The organism is Shewanella sp. Isolate7 (assembly GCF_022398425.1).
Classification (GTDB): domain Bacteria; phylum Pseudomonadota; class Gammaproteobacteria; order Enterobacterales; family Shewanellaceae; genus Shewanella.
The window spans coordinates 1-20,823 of sequence record NZ_JAKEVJ010000068.1 but is presented as its reverse complement, the minus strand read 5'-3'; the positions used below and the strand labels follow the sequence as shown (position 1 = coordinate 20,823).

Annotated in this window: 19 protein-coding genes and 1 pseudogene; 15 read left to right on the top strand and 5 right to left on the bottom strand. The window is 51.0% G+C overall.

Annotated elements, in window-relative coordinates; translation table 11 throughout:
- Positions 1-402 precede the first annotated feature (402 nt).
- On the bottom strand, positions 403-1,593 hold the full coding sequence (locus tag L1D47_RS15935; protein ID WP_239886002.1) for an amino acid aminotransferase: 1,191 nt from the start codon (positions 1,591-1,593) through the stop codon (positions 403-405).
- A 390-nt stretch (positions 1,594-1,983) separates the two neighbouring features.
- Between L1D47_RS15935 and aroA the strand changes: the two genes are divergently transcribed.
- From aroA to L1D47_RS15885, 10 genes are all read left to right on the top strand, one after another.
- Positions 1,984-3,264: a 3-phosphoshikimate 1-carboxyvinyltransferase gene (gene aroA, locus L1D47_RS15930; RefSeq protein ID WP_239886001.1), complete on the top strand. Its 1,281-nt coding sequence runs from the start codon at positions 1,984-1,986 to the stop codon at positions 3,262-3,264.
- Between the two features lie 188 nt (positions 3,265-3,452).
- The gene (cmk, locus tag L1D47_RS15925; RefSeq protein WP_041511276.1) at positions 3,453-4,145 is read left to right on the top strand and encodes a (d)CMP kinase; all 693 of its coding nucleotides are present in this window, start codon (positions 3,453-3,455) and stop codon (positions 4,143-4,145) included.
- Positions 4,146-4,244: 99 nt separating this feature from the next.
- Positions 4,245-5,912 (top strand): 30S ribosomal protein S1, encoded by a 1,668-nt coding sequence (rpsA, locus tag L1D47_RS15920; RefSeq protein ID WP_041511275.1) that lies wholly within the window; start codon positions 4,245-4,247, stop codon positions 5,910-5,912.
- 72 nt (positions 5,913-5,984) lie between these two features.
- Positions 5,985-6,272 (top strand): integration host factor subunit beta, encoded by a 288-nt coding sequence (ihfB, locus tag L1D47_RS15915; protein ID WP_033540518.1) that lies wholly within the window; start codon positions 5,985-5,987, stop codon positions 6,270-6,272.
- A gap of 122 nt (positions 6,273-6,394) precedes the next feature.
- The gene (locus L1D47_RS15910; protein ID WP_239886000.1) at positions 6,395-6,712 is read left to right on the top strand and encodes a LapA family protein; all 318 of its coding nucleotides are present in this window, start codon (positions 6,395-6,397) and stop codon (positions 6,710-6,712) included.
- Between the two features lies 1 nt (position 6,713).
- On the top strand, positions 6,714-7,874 hold the full coding sequence (gene lapB / locus L1D47_RS15905; protein WP_239885999.1) for a lipopolysaccharide assembly protein LapB: 1,161 nt from the start codon (positions 6,714-6,716) through the stop codon (positions 7,872-7,874).
- 35 nt (positions 7,875-7,909) lie between these two features.
- Complete coding sequence (pyrF, locus tag L1D47_RS15900) at positions 7,910-8,605, top strand: orotidine-5'-phosphate decarboxylase (RefSeq protein ID WP_239885998.1); 696 nt, start codon at positions 7,910-7,912, stop codon at positions 8,603-8,605.
- Between the two features lie 63 nt (positions 8,606-8,668).
- Complete coding sequence (locus L1D47_RS15895) at positions 8,669-9,484, top strand: SDR family oxidoreductase (RefSeq protein WP_239885997.1); 816 nt, start codon at positions 8,669-8,671, stop codon at positions 9,482-9,484.
- A 38-nt stretch (positions 9,485-9,522) separates the two neighbouring features.
- The gene (locus L1D47_RS15890) at positions 9,523-10,065 is read left to right on the top strand and encodes a DUF2058 domain-containing protein (RefSeq protein ID WP_239885996.1); all 543 of its coding nucleotides are present in this window, start codon (positions 9,523-9,525) and stop codon (positions 10,063-10,065) included.
- Between the two features lie 146 nt (positions 10,066-10,211).
- Positions 10,212-11,963 carry an acyl-CoA dehydrogenase gene (locus L1D47_RS15885; protein ID WP_239885995.1) on the top strand — a complete coding sequence of 584 codons (1,752 nt, stop codon included), beginning with the start codon at positions 10,212-10,214 and terminating at the stop codon, positions 11,961-11,963.
- Positions 11,964-12,017: 54 nt separating this feature from the next.
- Here the strand turns inward: L1D47_RS15885 and dacB are convergent, their stop codons facing one another.
- Positions 12,018-13,463: a D-alanyl-D-alanine carboxypeptidase/D-alanyl-D-alanine-endopeptidase gene (gene dacB, locus L1D47_RS15880; RefSeq protein WP_239885994.1), complete on the bottom strand. Its 1,446-nt coding sequence runs from the start codon at positions 13,461-13,463 to the stop codon at positions 12,018-12,020.
- Between the two features lie 141 nt (positions 13,464-13,604).
- On the bottom strand, positions 13,605-13,781 hold the full coding sequence (locus L1D47_RS15875) for a hypothetical protein (protein ID WP_152619186.1): 177 nt from the start codon (positions 13,779-13,781) through the stop codon (positions 13,605-13,607).
- 230 nt (positions 13,782-14,011) lie between these two features.
- On the opposite strand from L1D47_RS15875, the gene L1D47_RS15870 reads away from it, so the two are divergent.
- The 4 genes from L1D47_RS15870 to L1D47_RS15855 all read left to right on the top strand — a co-directional run bounded on the left by L1D47_RS15870 (position 14,012) and on the right by L1D47_RS15855 (position 17,374).
- Positions 14,012-14,344 (top strand): DUF1904 domain-containing protein, encoded by a 333-nt coding sequence (locus L1D47_RS15870; protein WP_239885993.1) that lies wholly within the window; start codon positions 14,012-14,014, stop codon positions 14,342-14,344.
- An 11-nt stretch (positions 14,345-14,355) separates the two neighbouring features.
- Complete coding sequence (gene pssA / locus L1D47_RS15865; protein WP_239885992.1) at positions 14,356-15,669, top strand: CDP-diacylglycerol--serine O-phosphatidyltransferase; 1,314 nt, start codon at positions 14,356-14,358, stop codon at positions 15,667-15,669.
- Between the two features lie 172 nt (positions 15,670-15,841).
- On the top strand, positions 15,842-16,591 hold the full coding sequence (locus tag L1D47_RS15860) for a DTW domain-containing protein (protein WP_239885991.1): 750 nt from the start codon (positions 15,842-15,844) through the stop codon (positions 16,589-16,591).
- A gap of 522 nt (positions 16,592-17,113) precedes the next feature.
- Positions 17,114-17,374, top strand: a complete 261-nt coding sequence (locus L1D47_RS15855; RefSeq protein WP_239885990.1) for a hypothetical protein — start codon at positions 17,114-17,116, stop codon at positions 17,372-17,374.
- 192 nt (positions 17,375-17,566) lie between these two features.
- Here L1D47_RS15855 and L1D47_RS15850 read toward each other — a convergent pair whose 3' ends face one another.
- Positions 17,567-18,922: an amidohydrolase family protein gene (locus L1D47_RS15850; RefSeq protein ID WP_239885989.1), complete on the bottom strand. Its 1,356-nt coding sequence runs from the start codon at positions 18,920-18,922 to the stop codon at positions 17,567-17,569.
- A gap of 179 nt (positions 18,923-19,101) precedes the next feature.
- A complete protein-coding gene (locus L1D47_RS15845; protein WP_239885988.1) occupies positions 19,102-20,244 on the bottom strand; it encodes a serine hydrolase domain-containing protein in 1,143 nt (380 codons plus the stop codon).
- A 222-nt stretch (positions 20,245-20,466) separates the two neighbouring features.
- Between L1D47_RS15845 and L1D47_RS15840 the strand changes: the two are divergent.
- Positions 20,467-20,823 (top strand): annotated as a pseudogene (locus L1D47_RS15840) (transposase); the annotation flags it as partial.

Sequence of the window (20,823 nt, the reverse complement as noted above, 5' to 3'; positions counted from 1 at the left end):
TGCTTGCTCTGCGTGTGCTTAAAGTGGATAGATGCAAGGCACAGTTTGCAGCGAATGGCCCTAGTCCTTCGCAAGAACTGTAACGCAGCAAATACCGCAGTAAGCCTCGCCCTGCGGGGCTTTGATAGCAACACCATTTCGGCGTTATTCAACTTCAGCAGGCCTCGGCATGCCCTCAGTTGAATGCCTTGAACTGTCGCTGCTATCAAAGCCAGAGCTGTGCGACGACTTGTTCGCACCTTCCCTAAAAATCCTGATTTGTTCTCAAGCGTTTTTCCTGTGCTATTTCTGATCACATGTTTACTGTGATTGGTATAACTCAAAGGGCGCTTGAGCTAAACAAAAAGGGGACCGTATGGTCCCCTTTTTACGAGATATTAAATATCTGATATCGGCTGAGTATTACAACACCTTGGCGATGGACTCGGCGAGGTAATCGACATTGCCATTACCAATGCCGGCGATGCTGATACGGCTCGAATCTACCATATAGATACTGTGGTCCGCCTGGAGCTGCGCAACTTGCTCTGGGGTAATGCCGAGGAAGGAGAACATACCTTTCTGCTTGGCAATAAAGCTAAAGTCACGGGTTACACCTTTTTCGATCAGCTTGTTCACTAGCATGGCACGGTTGCCATTGATGCGGTCACGCATCACTTTTAGCTCATCCAGCCACTGCTGCTTGAGTTCATCTGAACCCAAAATGGTTTCTACAATCGCCGCGCCATGGGCTGGCGGCATAGAGTAGATGCAGCGCACCACGTAGAGCAGTACAGAATAAGCCACATTGGCCTTTTGGCTATCTTTAGCGACGATAGAGCAGGCGCCGATACGCTCGCGATACAGGCCGAAGTTCTTCGAGCAAGAGCTACATAGGATCATGTCGTCGACATTGGCCGCCATCTGGCGCACGCCATAGGCATCTTCATCGACACCGTCACCAAAGCCCTGATAGGCCATGTCGATGAGTGGAGTGAAACCTTGTTGCTTAGTCAGTGCGATCACCTGATCCCACTGCTCGTTAGTGAGGTCCATGCCACTCGGGTTGTGACAACAGGCATGGAACAAGACCACATCGTCTGCGCCAATCTGGCCAAGGGTTGCCAGCATCTCCTCGAATTTCAGCGTCTTGTTTTCATGATCATAGTAGGGGTAGGTCTTGACCTGAATTCCGGCCGCCTCAAACAAGCCAGTATGATTTGCCCAGGTTGGATCGCTCACCCAGATAACGCTGTTTGGATTGATACGTTTGATGAAGTCCGCCGCGACACGCAGGGAGCCAGTGCCACCTGGGGTAGATACGGTGCGAATGCGATCGGCTAGCAGCGCCGGGTTGTCTTGGCCAAACGCCAATTCGCCCATCAGCTGATTAAAGGCGGGGGAGCCCGTTGGACCTATGTAAACTTTTGTTGCCTCGGTATCGATACGATGCTGCTCGGCGCGTTTGACGCAGGCTAAGATCGGGGTGTTTCCCGCTTCATCCTTATATACACCAACGCCTAGATCTACCTTGTTTGCATGGGGATCTTCACGGAATTTTGTCATCAGCCCTAGGATAGGATCTGCGGGCATAGGGGAAAGATTCTCGAACATGGCTCCAACTACCTTATTGTCTTGTTATAGGCCCTTAATGGCCTTCGCTGTGCGTAGCCTTAGGATAAACTAATTTTGCGCGGGATTTACAGCACAAGACGCGATTTTATGGAAACTTAAACTTGGCAAATTTTCATGCCAGTGGCGGATGGCTTGCCTGTTTTTACCGTTTATTTGTGGGCCGTTAGCGTACTAAGAAAGAAAATTACTCATTAACGGCTATAAATCGTAAAAAAGAGTTGAATAGTGCGGCTCAATCAGTAATTTTATAACCACGAGGCTCAGCTTAATTGAGCAGATGGCCATTTTGTCGTGATGGCAAGTGTTAAGTATCTAACAGTATCAATAATCCGCGGCCAGCCTTGGCTGCAACCAATTAAGAAGTGATTAATGAAACAACTACGACTCGATCCCATATCTAAGGTTCATGGCACCGTCAATATTCCCGGTTCCAAGAGTATTTCTAATCGCGCCCTGTTGTTGGCGACCTTAGCTGAAGGGAAAACCCGGCTTACCAATCTGCTCGATTCCGACGACATTCGTCACATGCTAACGGCCTTGAAACAACTTGGGGTGAATTACCAGCTGTCAGACAATAACCGGGTTTGCGAACTCGAAGGTCTGGGCGGCGCCATTAATAGTGACTCGGCTCAGACGCTGTTCCTCGGTAACGCTGGTACTGCGATGCGTCCCTTATGCGCGGCGCTCACACTTGGACGCGGTGAATTTACCCTAACCGGTGAGCCTCGCATGGAGGAGCGTCCCATCGGCGATCTGGTCGACGCCCTTAGCGCCCTCGGCGCCGACATCAGCTACTTGAAGCAGCCAGGCTTTCCGCCGTTAACCATAAATGCCACCGGACTCAATGGCGGCGATGTAGAAATTGCCGGTGATCTGTCGAGTCAGTTTCTTACCGCACTGCTGATGGTCACGCCACTTGCTAAAGAGCAGGTGAATATCAAGATCAAGGGAGAGCTGGTCTCTAAACCCTATATCGATATCACCATCGCCTTGATGGCCCAATTTGGCGTCACCGTCATTAACCATGACTATCAGCGTTTCGAAATACCCGCGGGACAAAAATATGTCTCGCCCGGTACTGTACTGGTCGAGGGCGATGCCTCCTCGGCGTCATACTTCCTGGCCGCGGGCGCCATTCAGGGCGGTGAGGTTAAGGTCACCGGCGTTGGACTAAAAAGCATTCAGGGCGATGTGAAGTTTGCCGACGTGCTCGAGGCCATGGGCGCCGAGATAGAGTGGGGCGATGATTTCATTATCGCCAGAAGCGCGCCGCTGCATGGGGTTAATCTCGATATGAACCATATCCCGGATGCCGCCATGACGATTGCCACGACGGCGCTGTTTGCAAGCGGCACCACGACCCTGACCAATATCTATAACTGGCGTATCAAGGAGACAGACCGTCTCGCGGCCATGGCGACCGAACTGCGTAAAGTGGGCGCCGAAGTCGAAGAGGGCCACGACTTTATTCGCGTCACGCCACCGGCTCAGCTAAACACTGCCGATATCGATACCTATAACGATCATCGTATGGCCATGTGTTTCTCGCTGATGGCCTTTGCCGATTGTGGCATTACCATCAACGACCCAGATTGTACCTCCAAGACCTTCCCTGACTATTTCGCCCAATTCGCGGCGCTGGCCCAGTAGGCTATGTCTTTCACCTAAGTCCTCCAGCGCGGGTCAGCTCATATGACCCGCGCACTTAAATGATCCATTTGTGTTAATTCGTAACTTTTTGCCGCTTTATGCAAGCTTTTAGTTTATAATGCGCGCGCAGTTTTTCGAGGACGACATTCAGGATCTTTAGGGAAGATAGATTTAATTTGGAGAATCATATGTCACAACGGGCTCCCATCGTCACTATTGACGGCCCAAGCGGTGCAGGTAAAGGCACTATTAGTCAGATACTTGCTTCGCGTTTAGGATGGAAGCTGCTTGATAGCGGTGCCATATATCGTGTCTTGGCCCTCGCGGCTATTCACCACAACGTCGAGCTGGACAACGAAGCATCACTGGCCCTGTTAGCGGCGCACCTAGATGTGCAATTTATTTCGGCTAACGGCAACGGCATTAAAGTGGTGTTAGAAGGCGAAGATGTGTCCCACGCCATTCGTAGCCAGGAGTGTTCAAACGCCGCTTCTAAAGTGGCTGCTTTTCCCCGCGTTCGTGAGGCGCTTCTTCGTCGTCAGCGCGCCTTTGCCGAGGCACCAGGTCTTATCGCAGACGGTCGCGATATGGGGACGGTCGTTTTTCCCACAACTCCAGCTAAACTTTATTTAACCGCATCGGCTGAGGAAAGGGCTCAAAGGCGCTATAATCAGTTGCAGGACAAGGGCTTCGATGTTAATATCGACCGTCTTTTGGCCGAGGTCGTCGAACGCGATGAGCGTGATATGAATCGTCCGGTTGCGCCTCTGGTTCCTGCCGAGGATGCGCTGGTGATCGATACGACTGGCATAGGCATTGATGAAGTGGTTGAGCTTGCGCTCTCACACATCAAGGAAAAATTACCTGATCTTGTCCTCTAGGGGGCAGGGGCTTTACGATTTGTCACACGGATGCGACAAATGATTAATCTGACTCCACGTCTAGGATGGGCCGTGGTTTATTACTTAAAGTAAATTAACATGACTGAATCTTTTGCTGATCTATTTGAACAATCCCTTCAACAACTTGAGTTCCGTCCAGGTTCTATCGTTCGTGGTACTGTAGTATCAATCCAGAACGGTATGGTACTGGTTGACGCTGGCCTTAAGTCTGAAAGCCCAATCCCAGCTGACCAATTCAAAAACGCTCAAGGCGTTCTAGAAATCGCAGTTGGCGACGAAGTTGACGTAGCCCTTGACTCTGTTGAAGACGGTTTCGGTGAAACTCAACTTTCTCGTGAGAAAGCTAAGCGTCACGAAGCTTGGATCGTTCTAGAAAAAGCTTACGAAGATGCTGAAACTGTAATCGGTGTCATCAATGGTAAGGTTAAAGGCGGTTTCACCGTTGAACTAAACGGTATCCGTGCATTCCTACCAGGTTCTCTAGTTGACGTTCGCCCAGTTCGCGACACTGCTCACCTAGAAAACAAAGAACTAGAATTCAAGGTTATCAAGCTAGACCAGAAGCGTAACAACGTTGTTGTTTCTCGTCGTGCAGTTATCGAGTCTGAAAGCAGCGCTGAGCGTGATGCACTACTTGAGAACCTACAAGAAGGTCAAGCCGTTAAGGGTATCGTTAAGAACCTGACTGACTACGGTGCATTCGTTGACCTAGGTGGCGTTGACGGTCTTCTACATATCACAGATATGGCTTGGAAGCGCGTTAAGCACCCATCTGAAATCGTAAACGTTGGTGACGAAATCAACGTTAAAGTACTTAAGTACGATCGTGAGCGCACTCGTGTTTCACTAGGTCTTAAGCAACTTGGCGAAGATCCATGGTTAGAAATCAGCAAGCGCTACCCAGAAAACACTAAGTTGACTGGTCGCGTAACTAACCTAACTGACTACGGCTGCTTCGTTGAAATCGAAGAAGGTGTTGAAGGTCTGGTACACGTTTCTGAAATGGATTGGACTAACAAGAACATCCACCCATCTAAGGTTGTTAACCTAGGTGATGAAGTTGAGGTTCTAGTGTTAGACATCGACGAAGAGCGTCGTCGTATTTCTCTAGGTCTTAAGCAATGTAAGACCAACCCATGGGATGATTTCGCAGAGCGTTATGCGAAAGGTGACAAGGTTACTGGTAAGATCAAGTCTATCACTGACTTCGGTATCTTCATCGGTCTAGACGGCGGTATCGACGGTCTGGTTCACCTGTCTGACATCTCTTGGAACGGTACTGGCGAAGAAGCCGTATCTGATTACAAGAAAGGCGACGAAATCAGCGCAGTTGTACTGTCAGTTGACCCAGAGCGTGAGCGTATCAGCCTAGGCGTTAAGCAGACTGAAGACGATCCTTTCAATGCATACCTTGCAGATAAGAAGAAAGGTGCTATCGTAACTGGTACTGTTACTGCAGTAGACGCGAAAGGCGTAACTATCGAGTTGGCTGAAACTGTAGAAGGTTACCTACGTGTTTCAGACATCTCTCGTGAGCGCATCGAAGATGCATCTACTGTATACTCAGTAGGTGACACTGTTGAATCTAAGTTCATGGGTGTTGATCGCAAGAACCGTACTATCAGCCTGTCTATCCGTGCGAAAGACGAAGCTGATGAGAAGGAAGCGATGGCTAACTTGAACAAGCAAGATGACGTTGCTATGAGCAATGCCATGGCTGAAGCGTTCAAAGCGGCTCGCAAATAATTCGCCTGAAGTTCGGGGATGGCAACATCCCCGCTAGGTGACTGTGTTTGGCTTGATTATAGAGGGTACAGGATGACTAAATCCGAACTGATCGAAAAACTTGCCAGTAGGCAGTCGCAGCTGTCGGCAAAAGAAGTAGAAAGCGCTATTAAAGAGATGTTGGAGCAGATGGCAACAACATTGGAAGGCGGTGACCGTATCGAGATCCGTGGCTTTGGTAGTTTTTCCCTTCATTATCGTGCACCACGTACAGGCCGCAATCCTAAGACTGGTACTTCAGTTGAACTGGAAGGCAAGTATGTACCGCACTTTAAGCCTGGCAAAGAACTGCGTGAGCGCGTTGATGCTATCAACTCGTAAATGACATTGTTTTAAAAGCCTCCGAAAGGAGGTTTTTTTATGCCTAAAGTTTAGGTATGGCTAGCTAGTTCGCTAAATTTCTTGGATAATCAACCCACCACCACGGGTTTATGGAGAGTAACGTGAAGTCATTTATCGCGACCGTGCTTGTCGCCCTGTTTTTTGCCTTGGCTTTATTGTTTGGTGCGCGTAACGAACAGCTGGTGACCATCAGTTATTTCGTCGCTCAGGGCGAATATCGACTACCTGTCGTACTCGGCGTGGTGTTTTTGGCGGGTTTCCTGGTTAGCTGGCTGTTTGCCATCTATTACATTACCAAGGTGAGACTGCAACTGCGTAAGGCCAATAAGAAAATCGAGCAGCTAGAGGCCAAATTGCCGGTTGAGGCGCTTACGCCATCTTCTCAAATCAAACATCAAGCGAAGGAAGTAAACGCTTAATATGTTAGAGATTCTGTTTCTGTTGTTGCCCATCGCCGCCGGTTACGGCTGGTACATGGGGCGCCGTAGTATCAGGCACAAACAGAATAATAAGCGAAAGCAGTTAAGCCGCGATTACTTTACCGGCCTTAATTTCCTTCTGTCTAACGAATCAGACAAGGCTGTCGATCTCTTCATCTCCATGCTCGACGTAGATGATGACACCATAGATACCCATCTCTCGCTAGGCTCGTTATTTCGCAAGCGAGGCGAGGTGGACAGGTCTATTCGCATTCACCAAAACCTTATCGCCCGCCCAACCCTGACCACAGAGCAGCGCGACATCGCCATGATGGAGCTCGGCAAAGACTATCTGGCAGCCGGCTTCTACGATAGGGCCGAGGAGATCTTCCTCAATCTGGTTCGTCAGGAAGATCACAGCGAAGAGGCCGAAGACCAGCTTATCGCCATCTATCAGGTGACCAAGGATTGGCAGAAGGCGATCGATATAATCAAGAGCCTCAAACGTAAGCGTCAGCAATCGCTCAAGCATCTGCAGGCCCATCTCTATTGTGAGCTCGCCGATGAAGCAAGCGATAGCGAGCTAAAGCTCAAGCACCTGGCTCAGGCAATCAAGCAGGACGCGCAATGTGGCCGCGCCATGTTAAGTAGCGCCAAGCTGTTTCTCGCTCAGCAAGAATTTGGCCGAGCCAAAGAGATGTTGTGCCGGTTGAAAGATGCCGATATCGAGCTCTTTCCCGAGGCGCTCGCCATAGCAAAAGAAGTTTACCAATCGACTAAGGATCTTAGTGCCTATCGTGAGCTGCTACGCGAGGCGTTAGAGCAGGGGGCCGGTGCCAGCGTCGCCATCACGCTTGCGCAGCAGATGATTGCTCAGGGAGAAACCCAGGATGCCGAGAAGTTGATCCTCGATGGCCTCTATCGTCATCCCACCATGAAGAGCTTTCAGCATCTGATGAAGATGCAGATCCAACATGCCGAAGATGGCCAGGCTAAACAAAGTTTGAACATGCTCGCCGAACTGGTCGAGCAACAGATAAAATTCCGTCCCAGTTACCGCTGCACCGAGTGTGGTTTCCCGTCACACACTCTCTACTGGCATTGTCCCTCTTGTAAGAGCTGGGGCACCATCAAGCGGATCCGTGGACTCGACGGGGAGTAAATAGCGAATAAAATGCAAAGCAACAGGAGAACAGCATGAGCAACAAACCTATTATAGTGGCGTTAGATTACGATAATAAATCCGAAGCTTTGCAGCTCATCGATCAGCTCGACCCCAACATGTGTCGCCTTAAGATAGGCAAAGAGATGTTCACACTCTTCGGCCCTGAGTTGGTTAGAGAGATCCATAGCCGTGATTTCGACCTCTTCCTGGATCTCAAATTCCATGACATTCCCAATACGGTTGCCAAGGCTGTCACCGCAGCCGCCGAGCTCGGCGTATGGATGACCAATGTGCATGCCAGCGGTGGTCTTGCCATGATGCAGGCCGCGCGCGAGGCGCTGCTTCCCTATGGTGATAAGGCGCCGCTATTGATCGCCGTGACGGTACTGACCTCTATGAGTGATGAAGAGCTGGCGCTGCTTGGCATTAATGTGCCAGCGGCAGAGCATGTTAAGCGTCTTGCGGACCTCACAAAACAGGCTGGACTGAACGGTATCGTCTGTTCGGCCCAGGAAGCCAGCATGTTAAAGGCCGAATTTGGCGCCGACTTTAAGCTGGTGACCCCAGGCATTCGTCCGGCGGGTAGCGACAAAGGCGATCAGCACCGCGTGATGACGCCGACCCAGGCGCTGGCTGCAGGGTCAGATTACCTGGTTATAGGTCGTCCTATCACCAAGGCGGCTAATCCACTGGCTGCGCTAACCGAGATCCACGCGTCGCTTAAATAGCTTGACCTGATCCCCTGAGCCTCCTAATTTAATCGTTAAGGTTTTATCAGACAGGGAAAGAAGATGTTCGATTATCAAGGGAAAAACGTCTTTGTAGTGGGCGGTACCAGTGGCATTAACCTCGGTATCGCCAAAGCCTTCGCCAAGGCGGGAGCTAATGTAGCGGTTGCCAGTCGTCGTCAGGAGAAGGTCGATGCCGCCGTGGAGGCGCTGCGCGCGCTTAACGCTAAAGGTAATATGCTTGGCGTGGCATTCGATGTACGAGATCTCGACGCCCTAAAGGCTGGGTTCAAGCCGGTCGCGGATGCCTATGGCCAACTGGATGTGCTGGTCAGTGGCGCGGCTGGAAACTTCCCCGCAGCGGCGGCGGATCTTTCCGAAAACGGCTTTAAGTCGGTGATGGATATCGATTTGCTAGGCAGTTTTCAGGTGCTTAAACAGGCCTATCCCTTGATGCGTCGCCCAGGTGGTGCCATCGTACAGATCTCGGCGCCACAGGCCTATATCGCCATGCCGATGCAGTCCCATGTGAGCGCCGCGAAGGCCGGGGTCGATATGTTGACAAAGAGCCTGGCACTGGAATGGGGAGCAGAGGGAATAAGGGTAAACTCTATCGTGCCCGGCCCGATCACTGGTACAGAAGGATTTAACCGCCTAGCACCGAGTGAAGCGCTACAAGCGGCCGTGGCCCAAAGCGTGCCACTTAAGCGAAACGGTATCAGCGAAGACATTGCCAATGCCGCTATGTTCATCGCTTCGCCGATGGCAAGCTATATTACTGGTACAATTTTGCCGGTAGACGGTGGCTGGTCGCTTGGTGGTGCAAGTATGGCTATGAACGAATTGGGCAAGTTGGCCCGACAATCAAAAGATAAGTAGGTAGCGCCAGGCGCGCAACCCAGTAGGTGAGAAGATAGATGGCAAACCCATTTCAAGAGCAGTTGCTCAAGGCTGGCTTAGTCAGCAAACAGAAGGTTCGCGATGCCAAAACCCAGAAGCGTCGCGATCGTAAAGCCAAGGTCGATGATGGTTCGGCGGCGTTGAAACAGGAGATCGCGGCAAAGAAACAGGCGCAGATCGATAAAGACAAGGCGCTTAACGAACAACGCTTTGCCGAGGCGATGGAGAAGGGTCAGGTACGTGGCCTGATCACCGAATTTAAGCGCTGCGCCATCGAGCCGCCAAAGGATGCCGAAGTTAAGTTTAACTACACCTTAGGCACTAAGATCTTTAGCGTGTATGTGACCGAAAAACTCCAGAGTCAGCTGCTCAACGGCCAACTCGGTATCGTTCGTCACGAAGAGGTGAGTTACCTGGTGCCTCATAAGTTGGCCGAACGGGTTAACCTATTAGTGCCGGACTGGTGTGGTTACCTATGGCAGGCCGAAGACGCCACCCAAGTGGTTGAAGAAGACGATCCCTACGCCGATTATGTTATCCCTGATGACCTCATGTGGTAACGCACAAACATTCAGTAAGCCTCGCTCTCTAAGCGGGGCTTTTTTATTTGAGCGATCGGACAATATTTGACTAAAGGGCTTTATTCTCAGTGACAACTAAGATAGATTAAAACAACTGTTTTAATCTTACGTTTGAGAGAGACGAGATGAATCCATACCAGGCGCCATTAGCCGACATGAAATTTCTGTTGGAGCGCGTATTCGATGCTCCGCAAACTTGGGGTGGACTAGCGGCCTTGGCTGAGACCGTCGATATGGACACGGCCGTGGCCATCCTCGATGAGGCCGATAAGATCTCGCGGGATCTTATCCATCCTATTAATCGACCCGGCGACGAGCAAGGCGTAAGCTTTGAAGATGCTAAGGTGATCACACCCGACGGTTATCGTGAGGTCTACGACCAATATGCCGAAGGCGGTTGGGTTGGCCTGTGCGGCGATCCTGAGTTTGGCGGTATGGGGATGCCCAAGATGCTGGGCGTCCTGGTGGATGAGATGGCCTACAGCGCCTGTAACGCCTTTACCCTCTATGGCTCGCTCACAGCAGGTGCCGCGCTCTGTATCAATGCCCACGGCAGCGATGCGCTCAAGGAGAAGTACCTGCCAAACCTGTACTCGGGGCAGTGGGCAGGTGCCATGGATATGACAGAGCCACAGGCAGGCTCGGATCTTCGTAATATTCGTACCAAGGCCATACCTCAAGATGATGGCAGCTATCTGATCTCCGGCAGTAAGATTTTTATCACAGGAGGCGATCATGATCTCACCGAGAACGTGATTCACCTGGTACTGGCAAAACTGCCTGACACTAACGGTATCTCGCTCTTCCTGGTGCCTAAGATAAAAGTCGACGACAACGGCGAGCTAGGCAACAGCAATGGTGTCACCGTAGGTTCGATCGAGCACAAGATGGGCCTTAAGGGCTCGGCTACCTGTGTGATGAATTTCGATGACGCCGAGGGCTACCTTATCGGAAAGGCCAACCGCGGCCTGGTGTGTATGTTCACCATGATGAACTATGAGCGCCTAGCGATTGGCATCCAAGGCCTGGGCACCTCGCAGGCGGCTTATCAGATGGCCAGTGATTATGCCAAGGAGCGTCTGCAGGGCCAGGCGGCAGGCGGTAGCGCCAACGCGAGCGATCCTATCCTGGTTCACGGCGATGTTCGCCGTATGCTGATGACGATACGCTGTTACACAGAGGCGGGCCGCGCACTCTCTGTGTTTACCGGTCAGCAACTGGATCTGGCCAAACATGCCGAGGGTGAAGTACAACAGAAGGCCGCGCGTTATGTTGGCCTGCTTACGCCAGTCGCTAAGGCGTTCTTGAGCGACCGAGGCCTGGACGCTGCCGTTATGGCGCAGCAGGTGTTTGGTGGTCATGGCTATATTCGTGAGACAGGTATCGAGCAGTTGGTTCGTGATACGCGTATTGCGCAGATCTATGAGGGAACAAACGGCATTCAAGCCATCGATTTTCTGGGCAGAAAGACCACGGGAGACGACCTGCGAACTCTGACTGAGTTTGTTGCCGAGTGTCAAAGTCAGTTGGCGGACATGGCTAATGTGAGTGATGAACACAAGGCGCTTATTACGCAGCGCTTCGAGGCCTTACTGGCGAGCGGCGAATATATCAACGCGAACAAGTTAAGCCAACCAGCCTTGATTAACGCCTGCGCAGTCGACTTCCTCGACGCCTTCGGTCACCTGGTTTACGGTTACTTCTGGCTACTGATGGCCGATAAGGCGAGTGATCACGAAGACGCCAGCTTTAGTAAGGCTAAAAGGCAGTTGGCTGATTTCTATCTGGCCAAACTACTGCCTAAGGTGGACTATCACCTGGCTCAGGTTAACGCCGGGGATGCCAGCGTCATGGCCATGGCCGATGAGCTATTTTAATATTTGCCTAAACAGCTGATGAAAACGCCCGGATTGTTTAACCCGGGCGTTTTTTTATTGGGCGGTTTCGCGTTTCGCGTCGCTACTTGAATCGCTGTGACTAATGGCCGTCTGCTCGGGTTTATCGAGCAGGCTCTGCAGGAAGAGTGCACTAAATGGCACCAGGCTTTGCTTTTTACTCTTCTGGCTCTGGCCATTTTCCATCACCACAAATAACAGCTGTTGGTCGCTACCTAGGGAAAGGTAACCCGCTAAGTTATCGACGCCTTGCATTGAGCCCGTCTTGGCCGATACCTTGCTCATCAGCGGTGGCTGGTGAAAGCCTCTCTTATAGGTCAGAGTACCACTTATCCCGGCAACCGGAAGCAGTGCCATAAGAGGTTTTAATTTTTCATCTTTGGCGATAAGGCTTAACGTCTGCGCCAGTTGGCGCGCCGAGATAAGGTTATAGCGTGACAGGCCAGAGCCATCGATGATCTGGGAGTGGGTCAGATCAATTCCATCTGCCGTGAGTATCTCCTTAACGGCCTTTGCGCCGGCATGAAAGCTCTCGGGCACCTTATAGTAACGTGCACCAATGGCCTTAAACAGGCTGTCGGCTATCAGGTTGTCAGAATCGAGCAGCATGGTGCTGAGGAGTTCGTTCAACGCGGCCGATTCATGGGTGACTATCGGCTTGAGTCCAACAGGCGCTCTGTGTGCGATGGCCACTTGGCCGCTTATTTTGACGTGGGCACTCTTTAACATGCGCCCCAGCATCTGTTTGGCATAGAGTGCAGGTTCGTCAACGGCGATGGCAAGATTAAGCGGTTTGTCGCCAGGATAGCATCCGCTGATGTGGTAATGATTATCGGGAAGCCTTGCCAGGTTTAGCTCACAGAATGCCTCTTGCTGCGACTTATCAAACACGGCTGTAGTCGACACCTTGATAGGCAGGTAACGCGGAAAGTTCAATTGGCTGGCATTGCTCGCCAGCTTAGGCTTTAGCTGTCCCTTGACACAGTTTTGGTTGACGATAAAGCTTGAGACTGGCGCGGCGTAGCAGATCCCGAGATCGTCCCACACCCAACCCGGGGCTCGTGTCTGCTCCTTGGCTTGGCCAAGGAGCAATAGGTTGCCCTTAATGGTATGAATACCTGAGTCTTTCAGCTGCTTTAGCATAGCCCTCAGGTCGTCGGTGGTTAATGTCGGATCGCCACTAAAGCTCAGGTAGAGATCGCCCGTTAACACACCGTGAGACAAGCGCCCCTTAGTCGAAAACTGGGTGGGAAAGGTAAATTCACTGCCGAGCACCCGCATCGCGGCTACGGCCGTCAATAGCTTCTGGGTACTGGCGGGTAATAACAAGGTGTCGGCATTGCGCTGATAGAGTATCTCTTTGCTGTTGAGATCTTGCGCAAACACAGCCAGTTGCGAGTGAGGCGGCGCGATCACCGACAAGAGGTTGTCATAATAACCCTGGCTATCAAGATCGCTGACCTCGGCCCTCGCACTGCCCATTAGCGGGAGAGTGAGAGCGGCGAGGATTGAAGGAAACGCTCTAGTCAGCGACCTTGGGAGACAATGGGGAAGGGCGGTAAGCCTTCGAGTCAATCTGGTATACATAAGCGTCGAAACATGTCCTTGTTTACTGGGTTTAGGCTAATCGTCCTGGGAAGGCTCATCTTTTTCCATCAAGCGGTATAAACGTAGCGTGACAAATAGCACCAAGGCAATGAAAAGCGGCAGCACCATAAAGCCTAGTTGCGCCTTAAAGTGAAAGATACCCCAAGCGGCTAACAGGGTTAATGCCAGGGTGAGAAGTATGGTTTTATTCATGCAAGAACCTAAAAGCAGACAGATGTGCCTATTGTAAGGTGTTTTATGCCCAATGTCGGAGGGTTAAACAATAATTAAGACAAAGGAGGCCAAAGTCACCCCTTTAGCCGCTGATTCTGCTTAATTTTAACCCGGTTTACCCCAAGTGCGACGTACAACAACAGAAAACCCTTGCCCCAAACCCGGTAAATGGGTAATTTCTACCCCTTAATATTTGGGATGGAACCAGTATGCCACACATTCGTATGCGCGGTTTACCGCAAGAGGCGGTATGTCGAATCAGTGAAACTTTGCTCGATGAGCTAGCGAACCTGTGTCAGGTTAAGACCGATAGTTTCACCTTAGACTGGGAGCCGAGCGTTGCTTTTCGTCATGGTGAGCTCGATAAGGCATTCGTGCAAGTCGAGGTACTCTGGTTTGCCAAAGATCCCGAAATTCGTCACGCAGTAGAGCAGAGCATTCGTCAGGCCGTATTAGCTGTATATTCGCCTGCAAAACATATCTCAATCATGTTTATGGCGCTCACGCCACAATGCTACTACCGTGATGGGCAGCATTTTTAAAGGAGGATACCTTGCTGGATAAGCTAGGTGGAATTGCGTTACCCGCCGACGCCATACGTTGGTTGTTGACGCCTGCGGCGCTAAAAGCCGAACTACTCAAACAGATTGCAAACGCCAAACGGGCGATCACCCTTGCCGCACTCTATCTCGAAGATGATGAAGCGGGCAGGGAAGTATTGGCTGCCTTGATGGCGGCCAAGGCGGCAAGACCCGAGCTGGATGTCACCATTTTGGTGGACTTCCACCGCGCCAGACGTGGCCTTATCGGTCATAAGGGGGACGGTGGCAACTACCTCATGTATCAAAAGGTGGTTAACGACGCCGAGCATCCGATCAATATCCTTGGTGTGCCGGTAAAGTCCCGTGAGTTTATGGGCGTGCTTCACCTGAAAGGCTTCATCATAGATGATACGGTGATCTACAGCGGTGCCAGCCTGAACAACATCTATCTGCACCAGGGCGAGAAGTATCGCTTCGACCGTTATCATGTGATCGAATCTAAGCCGTTGGCAGAGTCGATGCGCAATATGGTGATGGAGTATATCGCCAGCGACAGAGCCGTGACCTCGTTAACTCAGGACAAGGCCACCGAGAAGCTGCCCGAGAAGAACGACGTGCGTAGTCTGAAGCAGCGTCTGGCAAAGGCAAAGTACCGTTTTTCTGGCACCAAGTCGGGTAATCGCATCACGCCTGTGGTTGGCTTAGGCCGTAAGAAGAATAAGTTAAACAAGCTAGTGATCGATCTGGTATCTCAGTCTAAGCGCTCACTGTTTATCTGTACGCCCTATTTTAATCCGCCTTATATCCTCTCCAGAGCCTTGGCTAAGCACCTGAGAAAAGGTAAGCGTATCGATATCGTGGTGGGTGATAAGACGGCAAACGATTTCTACATTCCGCCGGAAGAGACCTTCTCGACCATAGGCGCCTTGCCTTATATGTATGAACAGTCGCTGCGTAAGTTTGCCAAGCGTCAGCAATGGGCTATCGATGCTGGGCTACTCAATATCCATCTTTGGAAGCATGATCGTAACAGCTATCACCTCAAGGGTATAAGCGCCGATGATCGCCTTCATCTGATCACAGGTTCAAACCTCAATCCTAGGGCGTGGGCCTTGGATCTCGAGAATGGCTTGTTGCTGCAAGATGAAACCCAAGCCTGGACCGAGCAGTTTAAGCAGGAACAGGCGCATATCCTCGAGCATACCGAGCGACTCTATCATTACAGCCAGATAGATACCTTGAACAACTATCCTAAGCCGGTACGTAAGATCATGAACCGTATCAGACGGTTAAGAGCCGATTTTCTGCTGCGCCGCATCTTATAACGCAAAAGATAGCTAGGATGATACCTTTAGCTAGCCAGTTCGGATGATAAATGAAAAGGGCGAACATAATGGTTCGCCTTTTTCACGATTGCGATTTAATTGGCTTTGCGGGCGTTATACTTAACCAGGTAAACCATCACACGTAAGGCTCAAGTTTTTAATAGGTTACTCAATGACACTTCCTCCCCATGCGATGCATCAGCGCTATCAATATCGTAAGGCTATTTCTACCCGGCCCTATAACGCCCGCGGTAAGAACCTTGAGCGTTGTGATGCCTGTTTGCTGGCGACACGCTACTGCACCTGTGATACGCGTACACTGCTAGAGTCTCAGGTGAGCTTTCTGCTGGTGATGTATGACGATGAGGTGTTGAAGCCAAGTAATTCTGGGCGCCTAATAGCCGATTTGATCCCCGATACCCATGCCTATATCTGGGATCGTACTCGAACCAATCGCCGGCTGTTGGCGTTACTTAAGTCATCCGAATATCAGCCGTACTTGGTGTTCCCTAGCGAGTATGCCATGCCTTCTCAAGTGGTGGTGCCAGATAGTGCGCTGAAAGCGCGTTTAGACACAGATACCAAGCGCCCCCTGTTTGTGCTGCTCGACGGTAGCTGGCGCGAGGCGATCAAGATGTTTAACAAGAGCGACTATCTACAGGATCTGCCTATGCTCTCGTTTGCACCGGATGCCGCTGCTCGTTATGGCCTGCGTAAGGGTAGTCGTGACTTTCAGCTCGGCACCGCCGAGGTGGCCAGTCTGGTGCTCAGCGCGGCGGCAGAGCCTGACAATGCGGCCAGTCTTTCGGCCTGGTTTTCACTTTTTATCGAATCCTCACTCTATAGCCGTAGTCGCAAGAGCCCAAAGGATCTCGCGCCGTTAGACAGTTTAAAGGCCGAATTTCTCGCAAGCTTAAAGTAAGGGGCCAATCTGCAGTGTTGTGCTGCTTGCAAAGGACTTGGGCCATTTGCCGCGAACCACGCCTTGCATCTAGGTCTGTAAGCCGACGCAGAACGCACATGAGAGCAGTTCACACCTTCCCTAGGTTTTGCGCCGCGGTGAATATTTTCATATAGTGAAATAAGGGCCTTCACTTTAAATGCCTAGGGCCTGTTGATCTTTGCCGTTTGTTTTTGCAGCAGTTTGAAGGTGATTTATACAAGGCAGAGCCGGTGTCGTGTAGTATCCTACACAAATTGGCGATAACGCCGTAGAAATGGCCTACAAACGCTGCCCAACGGGTTCATCTAAACGCGCGCTGCACTTTGTTGTTCGCCATTCACATAGAGTAACTATGCTTCATGGCTCTCGCCTCGCCCAAAACGCGTTTAGATTGAACAAAAATTAAACTTGAAAGGTCAACAGGCCCTAATATTTGTACCTGCTTTTCGTTAGGGGGCCAATTAGAAGAGCGTCGGGCATAGGACAAAATAAGGAGTGGCTATGTTAAATAGACGATTGCATAGATACTTGCGTAAACCTTTGCCCATGAGTTTGCATGGCTTAGCGTTCGGCGGCTTCTTATTCATGCTCGGCAGCTTACCAGTAAGCACGCAGATTAATGCATCGGCTACCGTATCTCGGGATGCTAGTGCATTTACTACAGTGAGCTACAACCGGTATCAAGCCATCTATTTTTGCAAACAAAATCGCTGGGCCTTCTGCCAGAGTTGGGGCGAGCTGGGTGTTACGCGCCTTGCTTAATACTTAGAGCACACTCCTAGATAAAGCTCCTAGACAAGAGTCGGGGATAAGCGCCTTTGGCGATAGCCCGAGGCTGGTTTCAAACGTTGTTTTTCCTCTGTAACAATCGCTACCTAACGCTCAGATTCTTCCTCCTCTGAGCGCGGCAGATAAGTTCAAATGATGGCCGTTAAATAGACCATTAATCGCTGGCTAGTCTTTGTAGATCACGCCATCCTTCATGACGAAACCCACGCGTTCCATCACCGAGATATCCGTCAATGGATCGCCATCGACGGCGATAATGTCGGCATAGAAGCCAGGTTTTAGCTGGCCGAGGCTATCTTGTTGCTGGATCAGCGCCGCGCTGTTGATGGTTGCCGCTTGCAACGCCTGGGCTGGCGTCATGCCAAAGGTCACCATGCGGGAGAACTGTTTACCGTTATCACCATGGGGATAGATGGCCGCATCTGAGCCAAACACCATCTTGGCACCGGCTAGGGTAGCGCGTCTAAAGCTGTCACGCTGCGCCTTAGAGACCTGCTTCTCTTTTTCGATATTTTCCTCCGGCACCCCATTCGCCTGGCCAAAGGCTAGCGTGTATTCGGTGTTGTAGATATCACAGGAGAGGTAAGTGCCGGCCTTAACCGCCATCTTGATCGCTTCCTCATCCATGAAACTGCAATGCTCTATGCTATCGATACCGGCGCGAATAGCCGCCTTGATGCCGCTGGTGCCATGGGCATGGGCGGCGATGACTAAGCCACGTCGATGGGCCTCATCGGCCGCGGCGGCCAGTTCCTGTTCGCTATATTGCTGTACGCCGACTTTGGTACCCTTGGAAAATACACCACCGGTTGCGCAAACCTTAATGGCATTGGCTCCATATTTGATGTTTTCACGCACCTTCTGTCTGACGGCCCAGGGACCGTCGGCGACACCGCCGGCTACGCTGTGCATCTCGGGCGCTGCAAAGTTATCGTCACAGTGGCCCCCTGTGATACTCAGGGCATGGCCTACCGCCCAGATCCTGGGCCCTGGGATCTCGCCGGCAGCTATGGCATCACGGGTCGCAATAACAGAGTAGCCTGACGCGCCGAGATCACGCACAGTGGTAAAGCCAGCCATAAGCGTATTACGGGCGTTTTTAACCGCTTTCACCGTCTGTCTTGGAATGGAGTAGTTCATCGATTCGAGAAAGTTATCTTCGGCATCAGTGGAGAGATGAACATGCATATCCATGACCCCAGGTAGCAGGTATTTATCTTTAAGATTTATCACGCGATAACCATCTTGCTTAGAGACACTGGCTTGATGGCCGACAGAGACGATTTGATTGTCTCTCACCAGTATCGCCGCATCTTCAATGGTCTTTCCCTTGACGACATCCACATAACCCTTTGCCAGTAGCAGAGTATCTTGGGCCTGGGCGTAGCTTGGTAACAACACGGCAAAGGCCAGCGCGAGCTTTCTAAGTTGTTTAGCAAACAGTAGAGGCTTAATTAGTGTCAGGCCTAATGGCACAGACTCGCTCTGTCGATAAGCGTTATTGGGGCATTGCGGCGTCATAGGTTTTCCTTATTGTTATTGATATTTAACGCAATAATGTCTAACGCATTAGTGGGTAATGCAAGCACCATCATAAGCCATAGTTAGTCGCTTATTTAGCTGCTTATTTAATCGCTTATGTAATGGCTTAGACGAGCACGTTTTTCGTTGCTAAACATTACCCCTAAGCTTTTTAAAAGTTAACCGTGATCCTTGGCAAATACCTGACGCCAGAACTCGGCGCCCAGCGAACTGATGACTCGGGATTCACCGTTGAGCAAGATGGCAATGCCAAGGTCCAGCTCGGGTGAGTAGGCCACCTCAGTGACATAACCCGCGACCCAACCGGCGTGGTAGATGAGGCGATGGCCATTAAACTGGTAGATGCGCCAGCCCTTGCCATAATGGGCATCGTCAAGATAGGGCCTCCAATCGCGGCGGCGAAGCTCCTTAGTGGTGCGAACCCCTGGCGTGGTGATATCTTCAATTATTCTCTGTGACAACACCTTAGGCTGGTGTCCCATGTTGGCCATCAACCATTTGGCCATATCCTTGATACTGGCATTGACCCCAGCGGCCGGTGCCAGCTGATAGTAATTAGGTTTTACCTTGACCTGTTTAAAGCCATGTTTGGTCTTGATGTGCGGCTCAGCGCGGTTGGGGGTGTGGGTAAAGGCTTCATAGCCAATTGAGGCCGTCTTCATCGAAAGCGGTGCAAAGATGCGCTTCTCGATTAATTGCTCATAGGACTGGCCACTTTCCTGTTCTATCGCCTGGCCAATAAAGGAGAAGGCGACATTTTGATAGCTGTAGCAGACGCCCGGGGGACAGATGGGCGTGAGCTCGGCAAATTTAGGAATGATCTTGTTTAACTTAACGTTGGCATTGACCAGGTTATCGTAGCTGTTTGGCATTAGCCCAGTGCTTTGGCCTATCACATGGCCTAGGGTGATCGCCTCTGAGTCGGTTGGCACTGCCAGCGAGAATTCCGGAAGATAGTGGTTGATCGGTTGCTGCCAGCTGAGCTTATGTTCATGCACCAATTGACTCGCCAGCGCGCCGGCAAAGGTTTTAGAGACTGACGCCAGGCGAAACACGGTATCGGCATTAACCTTCTTACCACTGCCCTGACGGCGTTTCCCGTAGGTATCCAGGGCGATGATGTTTTCGCCCTGAACAATCACAAAAGCGCCGCCAGGTACCTTGTTTTGTTTGAGTTGTTTGTGAAAATTTTGCTGAAAACTTTTGCCTAGGTTTTGGTAAGACTGCGCCCAAGCCGGGGCATTGACAAGGAGTGCGCAGGAACACACGGCGAGAGACGAAAGGGCCGTTTTTAAAGACATTAATGAGCTACCCGAATAAGCTAATTGTTTATAGTAGTTGTTATTGCGACGTCAACGTCGTGTCAAATTATGGATAAATGTCACGACTTTGACGCCCATGCCATACTAACTAAAGCGGGAAAAAGATGTAAGCCAGGTTCGCCCATTTCTGTAGTGGCATAGTGAATTTGGCCACCTGAATAGACGAAGTGATAGACTCACTTCCGGAAAAAGGTGGTAGAAATGATGAACACAAGACCGACATTCAGTGCAGAGTTCAAATTAGAAGCTGCGCAGCTGGTAACGAAACAGGGATACAGCATAACTGAGGCTGCAAGCGCGATGGGCGTCAGTAATTCAGCCATGCGTAAATGGGTAAACCAGCTTMGACAGGAGAAGCAAGGCGTATCCCCCAAAGGCGCACCGCTCACCCCCGAACAACAGCGGATCCGCGAGCTAGAAAAGAAAATCCGCCGCATTGAAGAAGAGAACACCATTTTAAAAAAGGCTACGGCTCTCTTGATGTCAGACTCACTGAACAGTTCTCGTTAGTCGAGAAACTCAGGAAGAGCCATAGCGTAAAGCGGATTTGTTCAGTAT

Bases quoted from the DNA above. Each gene is read 5' to 3' on its own strand.
- pyrF (WP_239885998.1), top strand. From the start codon at position 7,910: ATGAGCAACAAACCTATTATAGTGGCGTTAGATTACGATAATAAATCC.
- cmk (WP_041511276.1), top strand. From the start codon at position 3,453: ATGTCACAACGGGCTCCCATCGTCACTATTGACGGCCCAAGCGGTGCA.
- L1D47_RS15895 (WP_239885997.1), top strand. From the start codon at position 8,669: ATGTTCGATTATCAAGGGAAAAACGTCTTTGTAGTGGGCGGTACCAGT.
- L1D47_RS15885 (WP_239885995.1), top strand. From the start codon at position 10,212: ATGAATCCATACCAGGCGCCATTAGCCGACATGAAATTTCTGTTGGAG.
- L1D47_RS15850 (WP_239885989.1), bottom strand. From the start codon at position 18,922: ATGACGCCGCAATGCCCCAATAACGCTTATCGACAGAGCGAGTCTGTG.
- aroA (WP_239886001.1), top strand. From the start codon at position 1,984: ATGAAACAACTACGACTCGATCCCATATCTAAGGTTCATGGCACCGTC.
- L1D47_RS15935 (WP_239886002.1), bottom strand. From the start codon at position 1,593: ATGTTCGAGAATCTTTCCCCTATGCCCGCAGATCCTATCCTAGGGCTG.
- L1D47_RS15860 (WP_239885991.1), top strand. From the start codon at position 15,842: ATGACACTTCCTCCCCATGCGATGCATCAGCGCTATCAATATCGTAAG.
- dacB (WP_239885994.1), bottom strand. From the start codon at position 13,463: ATGGGCAGTGCGAGGGCCGAGGTCAGCGATCTTGATAGCCAGGGTTAT.
- L1D47_RS15845 (WP_239885988.1), bottom strand. From the start codon at position 20,244: ATGTCTTTAAAAACGGCCCTTTCGTCTCTCGCCGTGTGTTCCTGCGCA.
- L1D47_RS15890 (WP_239885996.1), top strand. From the start codon at position 9,523: ATGGCAAACCCATTTCAAGAGCAGTTGCTCAAGGCTGGCTTAGTCAGC.
- L1D47_RS15875 (WP_152619186.1), bottom strand. From the start codon at position 13,781: ATGAATAAAACCATACTTCTCACCCTGGCATTAACCCTGTTAGCCGCT.
- L1D47_RS15870 (WP_239885993.1), top strand. From the start codon at position 14,012: ATGCCACACATTCGTATGCGCGGTTTACCGCAAGAGGCGGTATGTCGA.
- L1D47_RS15855 (WP_239885990.1), top strand. From the start codon at position 17,114: ATGTTAAATAGACGATTGCATAGATACTTGCGTAAACCTTTGCCCATG.
- rpsA (WP_041511275.1), top strand. From the start codon at position 4,245: ATGACTGAATCTTTTGCTGATCTATTTGAACAATCCCTTCAACAACTT.
- ihfB (WP_033540518.1), top strand. From the start codon at position 5,985: ATGACTAAATCCGAACTGATCGAAAAACTTGCCAGTAGGCAGTCGCAG.
- lapB (WP_239885999.1), top strand. From the start codon at position 6,714: ATGTTAGAGATTCTGTTTCTGTTGTTGCCCATCGCCGCCGGTTACGGC.